At 67.4% G+C, this 16,715-nt stretch carries 17 protein-coding genes; 3 read left to right on the plus strand and 14 right to left on the minus strand.

Annotated elements, in window-relative coordinates; all coding sequences use genetic code 11:
- Positions 1–22: 22 nt before the first annotated feature.
- The 9 genes from ACNJ7E_RS03670 to ACNJ7E_RS03710 all read right to left on the minus strand — a co-directional run bounded on the left by ACNJ7E_RS03670 (position 23) and on the right by ACNJ7E_RS03710 (position 8,468).
- Positions 23–760: an anti-sigma factor gene (locus tag ACNJ7E_RS03670; RefSeq protein ID WP_418339155.1), complete on the minus strand. Its 738-nt coding sequence runs from the start codon at positions 758–760 to the stop codon at positions 23–25.
- Positions 753–1,331, minus strand: coding sequence for a sigma-70 family RNA polymerase sigma factor (locus ACNJ7E_RS03675; RefSeq protein ID WP_011595276.1), 579 nt, complete (start codon positions 1,329–1,331; stop codon positions 753–755). Before ACNJ7E_RS03675 ends, ACNJ7E_RS03670 begins: the two co-directional genes overlap by 8 nt.
- Before the next feature lie 98 nt (positions 1,332–1,429).
- Positions 1,430–2,230 carry a DUF1295 domain-containing protein gene (locus tag ACNJ7E_RS03680; protein WP_418339156.1) on the minus strand — a complete coding sequence of 267 codons (801 nt, stop codon included), beginning with the start codon at positions 2,228–2,230 and terminating at the stop codon, positions 1,430–1,432.
- A complete protein-coding gene (locus ACNJ7E_RS03685) occupies positions 2,227–3,537 on the minus strand; it encodes a class I SAM-dependent methyltransferase (RefSeq protein ID WP_418339157.1) in 1,311 nt (436 codons plus the stop codon). The genes ACNJ7E_RS03680 and ACNJ7E_RS03685 overlap by 4 nt, the downstream gene beginning before the upstream one ends.
- Positions 3,534–4,916 (minus strand): class I SAM-dependent methyltransferase, encoded by a 1,383-nt coding sequence (locus tag ACNJ7E_RS03690; protein ID WP_418339158.1) that lies wholly within the window; start codon positions 4,914–4,916, stop codon positions 3,534–3,536. The genes ACNJ7E_RS03685 and ACNJ7E_RS03690 overlap by 4 nt, the downstream gene beginning before the upstream one ends.
- Positions 4,913–5,653, minus strand: a complete 741-nt coding sequence (locus tag ACNJ7E_RS03695) for a DUF1365 domain-containing protein (protein ID WP_418339159.1) — start codon at positions 5,651–5,653, stop codon at positions 4,913–4,915. Before ACNJ7E_RS03695 ends, ACNJ7E_RS03690 begins: the two co-directional genes overlap by 4 nt.
- Positions 5,650–6,990, minus strand: coding sequence for an NAD(P)/FAD-dependent oxidoreductase (locus ACNJ7E_RS03700; protein ID WP_280780608.1), 1,341 nt, complete (start codon positions 6,988–6,990; stop codon positions 5,650–5,652). Before ACNJ7E_RS03700 ends, ACNJ7E_RS03695 begins: the two co-directional genes overlap by 4 nt.
- Positions 6,983–7,630: an alpha/beta fold hydrolase gene (locus ACNJ7E_RS03705; protein ID WP_280780607.1), complete on the minus strand. Its 648-nt coding sequence runs from the start codon at positions 7,628–7,630 to the stop codon at positions 6,983–6,985. The genes ACNJ7E_RS03700 and ACNJ7E_RS03705 overlap by 8 nt, the downstream gene beginning before the upstream one ends.
- A 172-nt stretch (positions 7,631–7,802) precedes the next feature.
- The gene (locus ACNJ7E_RS03710) at positions 7,803–8,468 is read right to left on the minus strand and encodes a fasciclin domain-containing protein (protein WP_418339160.1); all 666 of its coding nucleotides are present in this window, start codon (positions 8,466–8,468) and stop codon (positions 7,803–7,805) included.
- Positions 8,469–8,673: 205 nt separating this feature from the next.
- Here ACNJ7E_RS03710 and ACNJ7E_RS03715 point away from each other — a divergent pair, with 205 nt between their 5' ends.
- A complete protein-coding gene (locus ACNJ7E_RS03715) occupies positions 8,674–9,276 on the plus strand; it encodes a lipocalin family protein (RefSeq protein WP_418339161.1) in 603 nt (200 codons plus the stop codon).
- On the opposite strand, the gene ACNJ7E_RS03720 is transcribed toward ACNJ7E_RS03715, so the two are convergent.
- The gene (locus tag ACNJ7E_RS03720) at positions 9,255–10,736 is read right to left on the minus strand and encodes an SDR family oxidoreductase (protein WP_280780604.1); all 1,482 of its coding nucleotides are present in this window, start codon (positions 10,734–10,736) and stop codon (positions 9,255–9,257) included. The two genes, ACNJ7E_RS03715 and ACNJ7E_RS03720, sit on opposite strands and share 22 nt — an antisense overlap.
- Before the next feature lie 59 nt (positions 10,737–10,795).
- Here ACNJ7E_RS03720 and ACNJ7E_RS03725 point away from each other — a divergent pair, with 59 nt between their 5' ends.
- Complete coding sequence (locus tag ACNJ7E_RS03725) at positions 10,796–12,148, plus strand: TIGR01777 family oxidoreductase (RefSeq protein WP_418339162.1); 1,353 nt, start codon at positions 10,796–10,798, stop codon at positions 12,146–12,148.
- Positions 12,149–12,169: 21 nt separating this feature from the next.
- Here the strand turns inward: ACNJ7E_RS03725 and ACNJ7E_RS03730 are convergent, their stop codons facing one another.
- The 3 genes from ACNJ7E_RS03730 to ACNJ7E_RS03740 all read right to left on the minus strand — a co-directional run bounded on the left by ACNJ7E_RS03730 (position 12,170) and on the right by ACNJ7E_RS03740 (position 15,220).
- Complete coding sequence (locus ACNJ7E_RS03730) at positions 12,170–13,495, minus strand: MFS transporter (protein WP_418339163.1); 1,326 nt, start codon at positions 13,493–13,495, stop codon at positions 12,170–12,172.
- A gap of 73 nt (positions 13,496–13,568) precedes the next feature.
- Positions 13,569–14,339, minus strand: coding sequence for an SDR family NAD(P)-dependent oxidoreductase (locus ACNJ7E_RS03735; RefSeq protein ID WP_280780601.1), 771 nt, complete (start codon positions 14,337–14,339; stop codon positions 13,569–13,571).
- 29 nt (positions 14,340–14,368) lie between these two features.
- Positions 14,369–15,220: a sugar phosphate isomerase/epimerase family protein gene (locus tag ACNJ7E_RS03740; RefSeq protein WP_280780600.1), complete on the minus strand. Its 852-nt coding sequence runs from the start codon at positions 15,218–15,220 to the stop codon at positions 14,369–14,371.
- 170 nt (positions 15,221–15,390) lie between these two features.
- On the opposite strand from ACNJ7E_RS03740, the gene ACNJ7E_RS03745 reads away from it, so the two are divergent.
- Positions 15,391–16,254, plus strand: a complete 864-nt coding sequence (locus ACNJ7E_RS03745) for a LysR family transcriptional regulator (protein ID WP_009475239.1) — start codon at positions 15,391–15,393, stop codon at positions 16,252–16,254.
- Here the strand turns inward: ACNJ7E_RS03745 and ACNJ7E_RS03750 are convergent.
- Entirely contained in the window at positions 16,244–16,612 is a 369-nt protein-coding gene (locus ACNJ7E_RS03750; protein WP_009475238.1) for an MmcQ/YjbR family DNA-binding protein, read from the minus strand. The genes ACNJ7E_RS03745 and ACNJ7E_RS03750 overlap by 11 nt on opposite strands.
- Positions 16,613–16,715: the final 103 nt, after the last annotated feature.

Consider the following 16,715-nt stretch of genomic DNA (forward strand, 5'->3'; position numbering starts at 1 on the left):
GGGACGCTTCGCCACTCACGTGTCAGGTGAGGTTCACCGTCGCGAAGATGTCGCCGGTCGGCTGGGTGGAACCGCCGGGCGGTTCCACACTGAATCCAAGTTCCGTGGACTGGTCGATGTCGCTCACGACCGCGGTGGTCGACGGTGACACGTCATCGGCTTCCATGATTCCGGCGGACACCGGCTCGTGTGACGGTCCGAGCAGCCACATCTGATACACCGAACCCGGTGCGGGCGGCGGGACGTCGTTCATCACCAGCACTCCGGCGTCGACGTCCTTGGAGTACACGACGGTGGCCGAACCGCCACCGGCGATCGGTGCGACCGCCGTGCGGACGTCGTCGGCCGCGAGGATCTGAGCGGGCACGGGTTGGCCGTCCTGGCTCTGCAACTGCTGAGCGACGGTGATGCCACCCACGGCGAGGACGACGACCGCGGCCGCCGCGCTCAACGCCGCCACGAGACGCCTGCGCTTGCGCGCACGAACCTCGTCCAGTGCTATCGGTGCGGGCGAAGCGGCGGTGCCGGGCAGCGCATCGAGGATGCGCCCGAGCAGGTGAGCGGGCGGCTCGACCGCGGTGGACGCCGACTGGGCGGCCATCGTCTCGTGCACACCGCGGACGGTGGTGTCGAATTCGAGGCGAACGTCGGGCGGTGCGCTCTGCACCGCGGTGTCGATCTCGCGGCGCTGCTGATCGTCGACGGCGTCGAGGGCGTACACCTGGGCGAGGTCGAGGATCTCGTGCTGGGACTCATCCATCGAACTGCACCCCCAGACATTGCTTGAGCCTGATCAATCCGTCTCGAATTCGTGATTTCACCGTCGGAAGCGCCACGGACAGCCGTTCCGACACCTCTCGGTATGTCAGGCCTCCGTAATAGGCGAGGACCACCGTTCTCTGCTGGACTTCGGTGAGCGTGCCGAGGCAGTCGACGACGTCGCTGGTGTCGCCGCGTCGGGTGACTTCCTCCGACACCGCGTCGAACGGTCCGTACCAACTCGAGGCGCCGTAGGCGGCTTCCCGTTCGGTGCCGGACTGCTCCGACCGCACCCGGTCGACGGCACGGCGATGTGCGAGGGTGATCAGCCACGACAGCGGCGACCCCTGCTTCGGATCGAATTTGTCCGCGTTGTTCCAGACCTGCAGGTACACCTCTTGGGTGGTTTCCTCGCTGTATCCGGGATCGCGCAGGACCCGCAGCACCATGCCGTACACCCGCGCGCTGGTGCGTTCGTAGAAGTCGCTGAAGGCATCCCGCTCGCCCTGCGCGATACGCGCCAGCAACGCCGTCAGCGTCACGTTCTCCGTGTCCCTGTCGACACCGGTCATCGGCCCATTCCGTTCATCGATCCACAGCCTAATAGCAGGTTGCGGCCGGTGTGACCACGATGGGATCCGAGGGGATGCGAGCGATGCCGGCATGGCACTCACCGCTTCGGCGGCAAGGGGAGGAAATAGCTGGTGCGCTGCTGGTATTCGGGGTAGCCGGGACGCTGCGACATCGTCTTCTCGAGCAGTCGCGCGCCGGTCGCGAACACCAGGAAGTACGTCATGACCACGGGAGACAGCACCGTGACGGCGCCGGGCCATACGCTCGCCGCGATGAGCCAGAGTCCCCACCACACGCAGGAGTCGCCGAAGTAGTTCGGGTGCCGCGTCCACGCCCACAGGCCGACGTCCATGATCACGCCCTTGTTGGACGGGTCCGCCTTGAATGCCCTCAACTGGTGGTCGCCGACCGCTTCGAACACGACACCGACCACCCACAGGAGGACTCCGAGTACCGCGACGACCGCGCCGAGGCCGGATGCGGGACCGAGTACGGCCGACATCTGCAGCGGCAGCGAGACGAACCACTGCGCGAGTCCCTGGGTGAGAAAGATCTTCCTGACGACGACCCAGGGCGAGTCGCCGCCCGCCCGGTCGAGCATCTCCACGTAGCGCGGGTCCTCGCCCTTGCCCGCCGACTTGGCGTACATGTGCCAGGTCAGCCGCAGACCCCACACCGCGACGAGCACCACCACCAGCCAGCGGCGCAGTGCGTCGCCGTCGCCGATGACGGCGGCCACGAGCGCTACCAGGACGAAACCGAGGCCCCAGGACACATCGACGACGTTGTAGCGTCCGATCCGCCGCCCGACGAGGAACGTCGCGGCCTGGAGGACGGCGAGCACGAGAACGCTCGCCGCGGTGACGGCGCCGAAGTCCGACCAGTCGATCCCGTTCATCGGAGCACGCCGGATCCAGCGGAGTCGACCCGCACGGCAGGCATCATCGACCGACCCGCCGCGGTCGGCTTGACGGCCAGGATCTGATCGACACCCATGCGGCCCTGCTCGAAGCTCATCCCGCCGCCGACGAGGTACAGCCGCCACACCCGGGCCATCTCGAGCCCGACCATCTCGACGACGTCGTCCCAGCGGGACTCGAACTTCTCCAGCCAGGCGTCGACGGTCCAGACGTAATGCTCACGGAGACCGTGCACGTCGCGCACCTCGAGCCCGGCTCGTTCGAGGTACGCGACGCTCTCACCGACGGGACGCATGGTCATGTCGGGAGCTATGAACGACTCGATGAACGGGCCGCCGCCGGGATGGCGTCCGGTGCGCGACATCTGCTGGATCAGCACCCGCGCACCGGGCTTCGCGTTGTCGTAGAGGGCCTGCGCGTACCGGGCGTAGTTCTTCTCGCCCACGTGCTCACCCATTTCGAGGGACGCGACGGCGTCGAACGGGCCGTCGGGGACCTCGCGGTAATCCTGCAGACGGATCTCGACGCGGTCCTGCAAACCGCGCTCGGCGATCCGCTTGTCGATGAACACTTTCTGCTCACGGGAGATGGTGACACCGACGACGTGTGCGCCGTATTCGGCCGCGGCGTGGAGGCTCAGCGATCCCCAGCCGCATCCGACGTCGAGCAGTCGCATGCCGGTTTCGAGTCCGATCTTGCGGCACACCAGGTCGAGTTTGTCCCGCTGGGCGTCCTCGAGTCCGTAGTCCGAATCCTGCGGCGTTCCCGGCGCATTCCGGGTGAAATAGGCGCACGAGTAGGCCATCTGCGGGTCCAGGATCAGCGCGTAGAAATCGTTGGACAGGTCGTAGTGGTGACTGATCGCGGCGCGGTCGCGCAGCATGCTGTGCAGCCGTCCGCGGATGTTCGCCTGTGCGGCGGGTGCGGGAAGCGGCCCGCCCGTGACACCCAGCTTCGCGGCGACGCGCAACACCTTCGCGACCGTCCACGGGCTCGGCCGGACTCCGCTGAGACCTCGCTCGCGCGCCACCGCCCACATATGTGCCAGGGCCTCGCCCAGGTCGCCCTCGACGTCGATCTCACCCGTCACGTAGGCCTGTGCGGCCCCGAGTTCCCCGGGGCTCCACAGCAATCGGCGCAGGGCGTCGGGACTGCGCAGCACCACCTTCGGCGCCGTCACCGGGCCGGCGGTACTGCCGTCCCACGCGGTCAGATGAACGGGCAATTCCCCGCGGACGAGCGGACGCAACGCCTTGTCGAGTTCGGCGGCAACGGTCACGGTCATGCTCCCGTCTTGTCGAGGACGAACTGCTGGACGTCGATGTAGCCGGAGCGGAACCCGGCCTCGGAGTAGCAGAGGTAGAAATGCCACATGCGGCGGAACGTCTCGTCGAATCCGAGTTCCTCCGCCTGCGCGCTGTGCGCGGCGAACCGGTCCTTCCACAGCCGGAGCGTCTCCGCGTAGTGCTGTCCCATGCTCAGGCGCTCCCGCACCCGTAGCGCGGTGTGTTCGGCGGTGACGGATTCGATCGCCTCGGTCGACGGGAGGAAACCGCCCGGGAAGATGTACTTGTGCACCCAGGTGTAGGTGTTGCGGGTCTGGAGCATCCGATCGTGCGGCATGGTGATCGCCTGCAGCGCGACCTTTCCGCCCGGAGCGAGAAGTTTGTCGAGCACCCGGAAGTAGGTGGCCCAGTACTCATGTCCGACTGCCTCGATCATCTCGACCGACACGATGGCGTCGTACTCGCCGTCGACGTTGCGGTAGTCGAGCAGGTCGATCTGCACGGTGTCCGAGTGGCCGGCCTCGGCGACGCGCAGGCGGGCCAGGCGCTGCTGTTCGCTGGACAGCGTCACCGAGCGGACCACGGCGCCGCGTTCCGCCGCCCGGATGCACAGTTCTCCCCAGCCCGTCCCGACCTCGAGCAGCCTGGTGCCCGCACCGACGCCGGCCTCGTCGAGCAGCCGATCGATCTTGCGGCGCTGCGCGTCCGCGAAATCCTCCCACTTCGGGGTGATCTGTGGGACGGGTGCCCGCAGGACCGTCACGTCCCGGACCTGCCCCACCCGGGTCGGGGTCGACGCGAACAGTGCGCTCGAGTACGTCAGCGTCTCGTCGAGGAATGTCTCGAACATCTCGTTGGACAGGTCGTAGTGCCGGGAGACGTTGGAGCGGGTGTTCTGCTCGGTGTTGCGTTCCTGGGCGGGGTGTTTGGCGACATAGAGTGCGCGCAACCGTTGCAGCGGGCGGGGAACGAGGGTCGCCATCCGTGAGGCGAACACGCTCAGCACCGCGGCGAGATCCGGCGACGTCCAGTCGCCGGCCATGTACGACTCGCCGAAACCGATGAGACCGCTCGTCCCGACCCGCCGGGCGAACGCGTCCGGGTTGCGGATGATCATGCGCGGCAGGATTTCCTGTTCCCGGCGCGCCCCCACCAGGGTGCCGTCGGGGTACTCGATGCGGACGTCGAGGTCGGCGGCCGCGCGGCGGAACAGGCGGTCGGCGATCTTCGCCGACAGCGAGGCACGCAGACCGGTCGGCACGTCGGCCAGGCCGGGCCAGATCCGGTTGTCGATCCGCGGATCCTCGACGGTGAACGCGAGGTCGGCGGTACTGACGGCAGGCGATGCGTCCATGTCCGTGTCCTTGTTCCTTCTCACTGAACTATCTCCTTCTGCCGGCCGTCGGGCCGAGCCGTGACGGGGAGTCCGCGGGCCCACAAAGTGATTCCCTGGATGCGAATGCGAACCGACACCACGAGAGGTGCCAGGGGAGTGCGTAGTTGGGTCCTCAGGACCGTGCGGTGGGTGGCGGGCTGCCGCGTTCCCCGCACCGTCGCGGTGAACGGGGCGTGCCCGTCCCGGTGGAGTACCACGTTCAGCGAGAGCGTGTCGCCGGGCTCGGGGAACCGCATCTCGTAACGGCCGCTCACGTCGTTGAACGGGGAGACGTAGAACTGCTTGTCCACCTCGGCACGGTCGCGGCTGTCGGGCCGGATCAGGTAGCTGTGCCGCTGACCATAGGTGTTGTGTACCTCGGCGATCACACAGCGGAGGCTGCCGTCGACGTCGTGGCACCAGTACACGCTGAGCGGGTTGAACACGTACCCGAGCACCCGCGCGTTCAGGAGCGCCGTCACCGTCCCGCCGCGGAGGTCGACTCCGTGGGTGGCGAGGAACGCATCCACCCTGGCGCGCAGCGTGTCCGCGCCGGCACCGCGGACCGGCTCGAAGTGGTCCTCGGCGCGGAAGCGGGCGAACGGGCCGAGCCACCCGGGCAGGTGTGGAAGGTCGTCGACGTCGACGTACCAGCTGTAGCTCGAATACTCGAAACTGTTGCGGACGGGTTCGGTGCGGGCGTGCCGGATCGTCGTCGAGTAGATCGCCGGCGCGGTCATGACACCGTCTCCCGGTCGCGGTGTCGTCCGGCATGTGTATCCCACGAGCCGCCGATCCGTTCGGCGGCGCGCAGGCCCGAGAGTGCCCCGTCCTCGTGGAACCCCCAGCCATGGTAGGCGCCCGCGAAAGCGAATGTGCCGGAGCCGAGTTCGCTCAGCCGCGACTGCGCCGCCACGGATTCGGGAGTGTAGACGGGGTGCTCGTACGTCATCTCGGCGACGACCGTCGACGGGTCGACGAGGTGCTTCCCGCCGAGCGTGACGAGGAACCGCCGGTCGTGCACGGTGTTCAGGCGCATCAGCCGGGTCATGTCGTAGGTGACGATGACGCCCGTCGCGTCCGTGCTGTCGGCGGGAGTCAGGTAGTTCCAGGAGGCCCGGGCGTTCTCCGCGCGGGGGAGCAGCGACTCGTCGGTGTGCAGCTGGGCGTGATTCACCGAGTACGGCATGTCGCCGAGGATCTCGATCTCGAGGTCCGAGGCGTCGCCGAGCAGGGCGAGCGCCTGACGGGGGTGAACGGCCACCACCACGGCGTCGAAGTACCGGACGTCGCCGCTGCCGTCGACGACGCACGCGCCGCCGTCCTGGGTGCGTTCCACCCGCTGCACGGGGGTGCCGAGAAGTATCTCGTCGAGGTGCGCCGCCACCTTCTCGACGTAGCGGGCCGAGCCGCCCGTCACGGTGCGCCACGTGGGTGATCCGAAGACGGTGAGCATTCCGTGGTGCTCGAGAAAAGTGAACAGGTAGCGGGCCGGATAGTGTTCGGCTGTCGTGGGATCGCACGACCACACCGCCGCGACGAGCGGAGTCATGAAATTCTCGACGAAGTACGGGCTGAAACCGTTGCGGCTCAGGAACTCGCCCAGCGGTTCCTGCCCGCCGGCCTCGTCGACCGGGGTGTCGAGCACGGCACGGGCACAACGGTGGAACCGGAGGACCTCGCCGAGCATCCGCCAATACCGCGGCCGGGCCAGGGTGCGGGCGGTGGGGAACAGCCCGCGGATCCCCTTCGCACCTGCGTATTCGAGCCCGCTCGCATCGGATCGGATCGACATCGACATGTCCGAACCCTGGGTGGCCACGTCGAGTTCGGCGAACAGGCGCAGCAGCGTGGGGTAGGTGCGGTCGTTGTGCACGATGAAGCCCGTGTCGACGTCCACTTCTGCGCCCGAGTCGAGTGCCAGGTGGTGCGTGTGGGCGTGACCGCCGAGACGGGCGTCGGCCTCGTAGAGGGTGACGCGGTCGCGGCGGGACAGAACGTAGGCGGCGGTCAGCCCTGCGACGCCGCTGCCGATCACCGCGACGTTCCTGCGTTCGAGCTTGTCCGAATCATGCATGGCGACCTGCTTTCCGGTCAGTCGGTGCGGCGACGACACCTTCCGTAGCGAAGGCGTCGAGAACGAAATCGGCGGTGATGCGATGCCACCAGCGTGGCCGGGTGAGCATGAAGTGTCCGGCTCCCGTCAGGGGAATCCACGAGGCGTTCACCCCACGAGCCAGCGCCTGCTCGGTCTGGACCCGGGAAGCGGTGGGATCCGTCCAGCGGTCGGCGGTTCCGTGCGCGACCATCAGGCTGCGGTCGGCGGGCACCAGTTCGCCGTCGGACGCGGGCCACCAGGGTGCGAGCGCGGCGATCGCCCGGACGTTGTCGAGGGCGGCGAGGTGGGCGGCGACGCGGCCGCCCATCGAATGCCCGACGACGGCGACGGGGACGTCCCCGAACCGCAGCCGGGCCCGTTCGACGGCTACCCGGGCGTCGTGCACCGGGCTGGCCTCGGGGGCGTTCCATCCGCGGACCCGGTACTGCAACCGCTCCACGACGATTCCGTGCCGCCCGAGCCTCGACCTCAGAGACCAGGCCATCCAGGTCATGCGCAGATTCGACAGATGCCAGCACCGCGAGGGTGCCTGACTGCGTGGTTTGCCGCCGGGCAGTACGAGCACGTACGCCGGGGCGGTGGGTGAGCCTTTCTCCATAACCGTTATTCGGAGCTGACTTTGCGTCGGATGGGCGGACCCGCACCCGCTCACGTGAGTGGCGAAGCGTGCTCGAGCACACCGTGGCACTCACGTGGGAGCACGCAAGAACCCGGCGGCATCGGTGTGGGACCGATGCCGCCGGGTGCGGAGAACTATGCGACGAGGGTGCTTACTGGGGCATCAGGACGGTGTCGACCAGGTACACCGTGGCGTTGGCGGTCTGGACGCCACCGCAGACGACGCCGGCGTCGTTGACCTTCAGGTCGTCGCCCGAACCGGTGACGGTGACCGTGCCACCCTCGACGGTCGTGTGCTGGCCGTCGATGTCACTCGGCGCGATCTGGCCGGGGACCACGTGGTAGGTCAGGACCTTGGTGAGCAGCGCCGGGTCGGTCTTGAGGGTCTCGATCGTGGCCGGGTCGACCTTCGCGAACGCGGCATCCACCGGCGCGAACACCGTGAACTGTCCGCTGTTCAGCGTGTCCACCAGGTTGACCTGCGGGTTGAGCTGACCGGATATGGCGGCGGTGAGGGTGGTGAGCAGCGGGTTGTTGGACGCGGCCGTCGCGACCGGATCCTGCGCCATGCCGCTGACCGAACCGGCACCGTCGGGCACCGTCTTCGCGTACTCGGCGCAGCCCGGACCGACCAGGTTGGCGGCGGGATCGGCCATCGCGGACGAGGTCATCGAACCGGACGACATCGACTCGGACGTCATCGCCTCCGAGGCGGAGCCGCTGCTCGACGAGTCGCTGTCGTCCGACGAACACGCTGCGCCCAGCAGGACGAGGGACGTGCTCGCTGCGACTGCCAGAACTCGTGTGGTGATGTTCATGGGTTATTGCCTCTCTCCGGTGTGGGTGCGGATGCGCACCATCGACAGGCATTCGGAGCGGTCTCCGGAACGGATGGGTCGAAGGTTGTCCCGGATCGACCCATCCGATCCGGAAGTGGCGTCGAATGCCCCGAGAGAGGGTGCTGCACAGGCCCTCTGTTCAGGCTGCCCGTTTCGTCGACGCATGATCGTGAAAGGACCCGAGATGACACTCTCGAAGGCTCGTGGATTCGCCGCAGGGCTGCTGACCGCCGCTGCGGCCGTGGTGCTGGCGGCGAGCCCGGCACAGGCTCAGCCCGGTGCGCTCGCACCAGTCCCGTCCCTCGACGTGCCGCGGTACCTCGGCACGTGGTATCAGTTGGCTGCTGTGCCACAGCCGTTCAACCTGGACTGCGCGCGGGACACCAGGGCGACGTACGGGCTCGTGGACTCGTCGAACGTCAGCGTCGCCAACTCGTGCACCACCTGGGCGGGAGGGACGAACGGAATCAACGGCAATGCGCGTGTCACCGACACGGTCACCAATGCGCAACTCCACGTGAGTTTCCCGGACGTGCCGTTCCAGAGTTCACCGGACGGTCCCACCAACTATGTGGTCACCTACATCGCCGACGACTACTCGTGGGCGCTCGTCGGTGACCCGGCACGGGCTTCGGGTTTCGTCCTCTCCCGCAACCCGGCGGTCGACGACGCGGGATGGAAGCAGATCCGGCAGGTGGTGGAATCGCGTGGCTACAACTCGTGCCTGCTGCTGACGTCCCCGACCACCGGTGGCCGAGAGGCTATTCAGCCGCTCTGCACGGTCTGACGGGCAGCGGAGCCGGTGATGTTCTCCATCATGCCTTTGAAGATGATTCCGTGGAACGGCATGATGGAGTACCAGTACAGCCGTCCGGCGAGGCCTTTCGGGAAGAAGATGGCCCGCTGATCGAGTCGGGACCGGTCGGAATCCACACTGTGGACGCGCCATTCGAGCCACGCCCCGCCCGGTGCCCGCATCTCGGCGCGCAGTCGTAGCAGGGACCCCCGGTCGATGCGTTCGACACGCCAGAAGTCCAAGGGGTCGCCGGTGTTGAGCTGCTTCGGGTTCCGGCGTCCGCGGGTGAGACCGACACCGCCGACCACGCGGTCGAGCCAGCCGCGCACCGACCACGCGAGGGGGAACGAGTACCAGCCGTTCTCACCGCCGATGCTCTCCACGACGCTCCACAGCGTTCCGGCGTCCGCTTCGCAGTCCTTGGTGCGTTCGTCGGTGTAGACGACCTCACCGGCCCAATCCGGGTCGGACGGCAACGGATCGGACGGGGCGCCGACCGGGGACGCACTGGCCCAGGTCGTCTCCACCTCGCCGTTGTCGATGCGCCGCAACGCCAGTCGCACGGCGTCCCGGTACGTCGTCAGGCCTGCCTTCGGTGGTGGGATGACGTCGTCGATGTCGTGCTCGGTGGCGACGGCATCGTTCTGCAGCGATTCGATCAGGGCCCGCCCGAGTGAGCGGGGGATCGGGGTGACCAGACCGATCCACAGACCGGCGAGCTTCGGGGTCAGCACCGGGAGGACGAGGATGCGACGCTGACGGAGACCGGCGACCTCGGCGTATGTCTGCATCATCTCGCCGTAGCGGATGACGTCGGGGCCGCCGATGTCGAAGGTGCGGCTGCGCGGCAACGGTGCCTCCGCTGCGGCGACGAGGTAGTGCAGCACGTCGCGGACCGCGATCGGCTGGATCTTGTTGTTCACCCACCGCGGGGTGGTCATCACGGGGAGCCGGTTGGTGAGGTGGCGGATCATCTCGAACGACGCAGAACCGGAGCCGATGACGACCCCGGCCTGCAGAACCATTGTGGGAACACCGGAGTCGACGAGAATCTGCCCCACCTGTGTGCGGGAGTGCAGGTGCGGAGAGAGGTCCACCGAGTCGGGATGAAGCCCGCCGAGGTAGACGATCCGGCCGACACCGGACGTGCGGGCAGCCTCGGCCACGTTCTCCGCGCTGACGCGTTCGGCCTCCTCGAACTCGTCCGAACCACCCATCGAATGCACGAGGTAGTAGACGACGTCCACGTCCGTGAAAGCGGCAGAAAGGGATTCGGGATCGCTCAGGTCGCCGCGGGCGATCTCGACGTCGGACGCCCACGGAACGTCGGTCAGTTTCTCGGGTGAACGCACCAGCACCCGCACCCGGTAGCCGGCTTGCGAAAGCCTGGGGGCGAGGCGTCCGCCGATGTATCCGGTGGCACCGGTGACCAGTACACGTAACTGCGTCATTCCCACACGCTACCCGTCGTTGTCACCGCCTCGCCCGCTATCGCGACTAAGGTCGGGTCATGGGCATCGTGCATTCGAGCGTGGTCGAGGCCTCGCGGGACGAGTTGTTCGCCTGGCACACGAGGGCCGGGGCGTTCACCCGTCTCTCACCGCCCTGGCAGCCACTGAGCCTCGCGAAGGAGTCCGAGTCTCTGAAATCGGGTCGTGCAGAATTGCGTCTACCCGGCGGACTGACGTGGATCGCGCAGCACGACGCCAAGGAGTACGACCCCCCGCACCGGTTCGTCGACTATTCGGCCGCGCTGCCGCTGCGCCTGCTGGTGCCGTGGCGGCACACGCACACGTTCGACGTCGTGTCCGAGGGCCGGACCCGGGTCACCGACCAGGTCGACACCATCGTGCCCGGCCACTTCCTCCGCTCGACGTTCGTCTACCGGCACCGCCAGCTCGCCGACGACATGGACCGGCACCACTGGGCGTCCACACTCCTGCCCGGCCCCCTCACCATCGCCGTGACGGGGAGCTCCGGTCTGGTCGGCTCCGCCCTCACTGCGTTCCTGAGCACCGGCGGGCACCGAGTGATCCGGCTCGTGCGCCGCGCGCCCAGCACACCCGACGAGCGGCGCTGGAACCCGGACGCTCCTGCCGCGGACCTGCTCGACGGAGTCGACGCCGTGATCCACCTCGCCGGCGCGTCCATCGCGGGACGGTTCACCGACGGTCACCGCCGGGCGATCAGGGACAGTCGCATCGAGCCCACCCGTCGGCTGGCGGAAGTGGCGGCAGCGTCCGGGCAGGGACCGAAGATCTTCGTCGGTGCGTCGGCGATCGGGTACTACGGCCCCGACCGCGGCGACGAGGTGCTGCACGAGAAGGACCCGCGGGGCGACGGCTTCCTCGCCGACGTCGTGGCGGACTGGGAGGACGCCGCGAAGCCTGCCGCCGACGCCGGACTGCGAGTGGTGCACGTCCGCACCGGGATCGTCCAGTCGCCGAGCGGTGGCGTGCTGCGCCTGCAACGGCCGCTGTTCGAGGTCGGACTCGGAGGTCGTCTCGGTGCCGGAACGCAGTGGCTGTCGTGGATCGACATCGACGATCTGATCGACGTCTACCATCGCGCCGTCGTCGATTCGGGGTTGAGCGGTCCGGTCAACGCGGTGGCGCCGAATCCGGTTCGCAACGAGGAGTACACCGCAGTTCTGGCGTCGGTACTGCACCGCCCGGCCTTCCTCCCGGTCCCCGATTTCGGGCCGAAGCTCCTGCTCGGAGAGCAGGGTGCGCGCGAACTCGCCCTCGCCGATCAGCGCGTCGCCCCGGGCAAGCTGCTCGACCGCGGCCACCGGTTCCGGCGCCCCGATCTCGACACGGCGCTGCGCCACCAGCTCGGGCGGTTCAAGACCGACGAGGGGTGACGCAGCGCAACCGCGCGTGGATCAGGTGTGCGCCAGTACCTGCCGGCTCTCCACTCGGGCCTTGGTGGAGATCCGGGCCGCCGCCGCGGCGAGAACGCAGATACCCGCAACTGCCGAGGCGGCAAGGACCCAGTTGTCGTCGCCGCCGATCAGGGCGTAGCAGATCGCGGGTGCGAAGCCGGTGAGCAGGAAGCTCAATTGGGTTGACACAGCGACACCGGTGTAACGGACGTTCGGCGTGAACATCTCGGCGAAGAACGACGGCCACAGGGCATTGGGAGCCGAGTACACAACGCCCTTGAGTCCCACCGTCGCGATGACGATGAGTACCGTACTGCCGGTGGAGATCGCGCCGAGGAACGCGAAGACCCCCACGGCACACAGCAGACAGCCGCTGACGTACACCACTTTCCGGCCGATCCGGTCCGCGATGAATCCGAACAGCGGATGGAAGAACAGCGCGACCACTTGGCTGGCGGCGATCGCCGCGAGCATCGTGGACCGATCGACACCGTGTTCCTGTGTCGCGTACGACAGGCCGAAGACGATCACGATCGTCGAGATGACCGTATTGAAGGCCGCGACGAAGACGATCACGGTCGCGCGCAGCTGAGTGCGGAGAAGGGTAGTCACGGGGAATTCCGATACAGCATCCTCCTTTTCGGCTTCGACGAACTCGGGGGACTCGTCCACCCCGCGCCGCACCAGGAGGGTGATGAACACCATGACGAAGCTGAGGAGGAACGGGATACGCCATCCCCAGGTGAGAAGCTGCTCCTCCGGCAACGCTCCCACGGGGATGAAGATCAAGGTCGCCAGGATCGAACCGGTGGCGGCGCCGTTGAGGAGCCAACTCGTGTAGAAGCCGCGACTCTTCTCGGGGGAGTGCTCCATGGTGAGCAGGCTGGCCCCGACCTGCTCGCCGCCGGCAGAAATTCCCTGCAAGAGCCTGCATACGACGAGGAGGGCGGGCGCTGCGGCGCCGATGGTCGCATGGGTGGGCAGCAGCCCGATGGCGAAGGTCGACGCGCCCATGAGGAGCAATGTGAAGAGGAGGACGTTCTTGCGGCCGATCCGATCGCCGGCGTGCCCGAAGAGCAGGGCCCCGAGCGGTCGCGCGATGTAGGCGGCCCCGAATGTGGCGAGCGATGCCAGTGTGCCGGCAGCGGAATCACTGTTGGGAAAGAAGATCTTGCCGAAGACCAGGGCCGCGGCCGTGCCGTAGACGAAGAAGTCGTAGTACTCGACGACGCTGCCGAGGAAACTTCCGAGTGCTGCCCTGCGGGCCATCTTCTTGCTGGGCTGGGGAGTCGAATCGTCGGGGTGGGGGCGTTCGGGTGAGGGCATGTGGAGTGTGTTCCTTTGGCTTGTTACCCGGTGAAGGCGAGGCAGGGGTGGTGTGGGTACTGAGGCGAGCCCGTCACGGCGCCGCCGCGAGTTGGGCGCCGCCGCACACGTGCAGCACTTCGCCGGTGATGAACGTGGCCCTGTCGGACGTGAGGAACTCGACGGCGTCGACGATGTCGTCGGCCGTCGCGAGACGGCCGAGAGGCGACATCCTGGTGTGTCTGTCGACGAACAGCGCGAATTCGTCGTCTGTGCGCCCACCCTGGGTGAAGGGCGTGACAACCATGCTGGGCGCGACGGCGTTGGTGGTGACACCGAGGGGACCGAGCTCGACTGCCAGGGAGCGGGTGAGGCCGACGACTCCGGCCTTGGAGGTGACATAGGCGGTGGGTCCGCCGCTCAGCCAGGTTCGTGAGGTGATGTTGACGACCCGTCCCGACCCGGTGCGAGACCAGATCGGAACGGCACTCCGGCACAGCGACATCGGACCGCGAAGGTTCACTGCCATCGCCGTGTCCCATTCGGCGTCGTCGACGTTCGCGAGCCGTGCGCGCGGGTTGATCGCCGCATTGTTGACGAGGCGGTCCAACCGCCCGAACTCTTCGTCGATTCGCTTGACGGCGAGGCGGATCGATTCCTCGTCGGCGATGTCTACGACCCATCCGAGAACCTGTGCGCCGGTCTCGTCCGACAGCGTCCGGGCAACGGTCCGCACGGCATCCGCGTTGTTGTCGAGGAGGATCACGGTGTCACCGCCCTGCGCGAATCGGCGGCTGATCGCCGAGCCGAGGGCCCCTGCGCCTCCGGTCACAACTGAAACCGGGGTGTTGTGGTATTCGATCATGATCGTCCTGTCGAGATGTGATGTGTGGATCAGAGTGGCTGGGGGACTGGAGTTTCGAAGTCGGCATGTTGCCGCAGGAACTGCGCGTCGAAGCGCAGTCGTTCGTGGACGGGCCGGGAATCGCTGAAGTCTTCGACGGACACCCACCCGCGGTAGCCGGCTTCGGTGAGGAGGCGGAGAACCCGGGGGATGTCGGCGACGCCGTCGTCCATCGGCGACCACCGGTGGGTCCATACCCCGCCGCCTGCCGGCCTGACGTAGTGAGCGTTCTTGACGTGGACGTGGGCGAGGTGGTCGCCGAGAATCTGCAGGGCCATGCGATGGTCTTCGTACCCTTCCACCACGAGATTTCCGACGTCGTAGATCACTCCTACTCGATCGGGCGGCAAGTGGCCGACGAGTTGATGCGCGAGCGAGACACTGGGGCAGATCGAGCGTTGGTGGATCTCGAGGAGCGCCCGGACCCCGTAGTGCCCGGCCAGGGTAGACACGTGGTCGAAGAACTCCCGCGCTTCCGCGAACAGTCGGTGAAACCCGCGGTCATCCATCCACGGGGCGCGCAACCGGATGCTCGGCACCGAATTCGCTCGCGCGAACCGCATCATCTCCTCGACCCCCGCAACGTCGCCGGAGTCGATGTACGGGCTGAGCGCGACGACCTCCAAGTCCGCAGCACGTGTCCGCGTGCAGATGTCCGCGACGGACCGGCTGTCGGGAGCGACGGTACAACGATTGTTGGTGAGGAAATGCGGGTGGCCGGAGGAACCGATGTCACTCGCGACGCGCCATTCGATGCCTGCGTAGCCCGCCGCTGCCGCCGCATCGATCGCTTCGGACGGAACCAGGGAAGGTAGGCAAGCTGAGTAGACCCCGAGCTTCATCGGTCTCCTTGAGTGTGAGCGGCATATGAGGGTGACTCGCCCTCGACTTCGTTCCATTAGAGACCGCCCTCACAGGGATTGTCCAAGCCCTGTTGAGCACACCAGCTATACGCAGTAGGCATAGCCGGTGTCGTATCCTGGTCGAACGCCTGCAGTGGAGGAAACCGACCGTGGAGTTTCGCCATCTTCATTACTTCTTGGCTATAGCCGAAGAAGGATCGTTCAACCGCGCTGCGGAGCGGTTGCGGATTTCTCAACCGTCCCTCAGCCGGCAGGTGCAGGCGCTGGAGAGGGAACTCGGCCAGGCGTTGTTCGACAGAACGGCACGTGGCGCCACTCCGACCGTCGCGGGCGAGGCACTCCTCCAGCACGCACGACAACTGCTGGCGCTCGAGGCTGCAACCCAGGAAGTGGTGTCCGGCGCGACCGAGATCCGGGAAGTCGTCACGATCGGTGTCCCACCGGGTACGTCCAGCGAATGGCTCGTGAGCATGGTCGGCCGCCTCGACGACGAGGTGCCCGGATGCGCGCTACAACTCGTCGAGGCGAACAGCACGAACCAACTGCGGATGCTCCGGGAAGGGCGACTCGACCTGTGCATGGTGCACCAATCACCGCCCAGTGATTGCTCGTCGTGGAAACTCCGCGAAGAGCCGTTCGGGCTCGCCGTTCGCCCCGGCCACACCCTGGCGTCTGCAGAATCCTGCTCGCTGCGGGATCTCGATGGGCTCCGGGTGCTCGTCCATTCCCGCGACCAGGTCCCCACGCAGCAGGACGGGTTGATCGGCGCGGCGGTGGAGGCCGGTATCCGGCCGTACTGGCAGTTCGCGCAGTTCGTCGAGCACGCGCTCGCCGGTGCGGCTGCCGCGAAGGCGGACGCTGTGCTGGTGAGCCGGTACACGGCGGAGAAACAGATGCCGGGGTGGCCCTGGCACCCGCTGACCGAGCTGCCGCTGGCAATGACGACGTGGCTGGTGTGTCAGCGGCACACGAGGGCGGTGGTCGGCGACGTGACGACAGCCATCATGTCCTGAAATGCAGGCCCGCCGCGGCGTCGTACGCCGCCACGACCCGCTTCGGGGCGGTGAGACGCCAGGCCTCCTCGACGAGTTCGGCCAGTTCTTCGGCGTCGACGCGGTCGAGGACGACGTCGATCCAGCCCCACCGCCCGAAGAACGGTGCGACCAGGAAGACGTCGGGATCCTCCTGCAGCAGAGCCGCCTGCATTTCCTTCGTCGCTTTGAGGCAGACGGTGGGGGCGCCGTAACCGACGAGACCGAACATCTTCTTGCGGACGCGGAACGTCGGCTGGTCGCCCCAGTTGGCGATCACCACCTCGTGCGCCTCCGGCAACGCCAGCATCATCGCGCGCACGTCGTGTTCGGTGGGCATCACAGCTCCTGGGCAGCGGGTCGGTGGTCCGGGACCTTTATATCCCGGATCACCGACAGCCCGGACCGTGGTGGGCGCGGAGACGCGATGGTCCGAGGCAGGC

Source organism: Rhodococcus mengyinensis (assembly GCF_048381435.1).
Taxonomy (GTDB): Bacteria; Actinomycetota; Actinomycetes; order Mycobacteriales; family Mycobacteriaceae; genus Rhodococcus_F; species Rhodococcus_F opacus_D.

What these genes read in the sequence shown, in the direction of transcription:
- ACNJ7E_RS03675 (WP_011595276.1), bottom strand. Translation starts at nt 1,331, where the DNA reads ATGACCGGTGTCGACAGGGACACGGAGAACGTGACGCTGACGGCGTTG.
- ACNJ7E_RS03725 (WP_418339162.1), top strand. Translation starts at nt 10,796, where the DNA reads ATGGGCATCGTGCATTCGAGCGTGGTCGAGGCCTCGCGGGACGAGTTG.
- ACNJ7E_RS03705 (WP_280780607.1), bottom strand. Translation starts at nt 7,630, where the DNA reads ATGGAGAAAGGCTCACCCACCGCCCCGGCGTACGTGCTCGTACTGCCC.
- ACNJ7E_RS03685 (WP_418339157.1), bottom strand. Translation starts at nt 3,537, where the DNA reads ATGACCGTGACCGTTGCCGCCGAACTCGACAAGGCGTTGCGTCCGCTC.
- ACNJ7E_RS03700 (WP_280780608.1), bottom strand. Translation starts at nt 6,990, where the DNA reads ATGCATGATTCGGACAAGCTCGAACGCAGGAACGTCGCGGTGATCGGC.
- ACNJ7E_RS03750 (WP_009475238.1), bottom strand. Translation starts at nt 16,612, where the DNA reads ATGCCCACCGAACACGACGTGCGCGCGATGATGCTGGCGTTGCCGGAG.
- ACNJ7E_RS03735 (WP_280780601.1), bottom strand. Translation starts at nt 14,339, where the DNA reads ATGATCGAATACCACAACACCCCGGTTTCAGTTGTGACCGGAGGCGCA.
- ACNJ7E_RS03730 (WP_418339163.1), bottom strand. Translation starts at nt 13,495, where the DNA reads ATGCCCTCACCCGAACGCCCCCACCCCGACGATTCGACTCCCCAGCCC.
- ACNJ7E_RS03710 (WP_418339160.1), bottom strand. Translation starts at nt 8,468, where the DNA reads ATGAACATCACCACACGAGTTCTGGCAGTCGCAGCGAGCACGTCCCTC.
- ACNJ7E_RS03715 (WP_418339161.1), top strand. Translation starts at nt 8,674, where the DNA reads ATGACACTCTCGAAGGCTCGTGGATTCGCCGCAGGGCTGCTGACCGCC.
- ACNJ7E_RS03695 (WP_418339159.1), bottom strand. Translation starts at nt 5,653, where the DNA reads ATGACCGCGCCGGCGATCTACTCGACGACGATCCGGCACGCCCGCACC.
- ACNJ7E_RS03740 (WP_280780600.1), bottom strand. Translation starts at nt 15,220, where the DNA reads ATGAAGCTCGGGGTCTACTCAGCTTGCCTACCTTCCCTGGTTCCGTCC.
- ACNJ7E_RS03720 (WP_280780604.1), bottom strand. Translation starts at nt 10,736, where the DNA reads ATGACGCAGTTACGTGTACTGGTCACCGGTGCCACCGGATACATCGGC.
- ACNJ7E_RS03670 (WP_418339155.1), bottom strand. Translation starts at nt 760, where the DNA reads ATGGATGAGTCCCAGCACGAGATCCTCGACCTCGCCCAGGTGTACGCC.
- ACNJ7E_RS03680 (WP_418339156.1), bottom strand. Translation starts at nt 2,230, where the DNA reads ATGAACGGGATCGACTGGTCGGACTTCGGCGCCGTCACCGCGGCGAGC.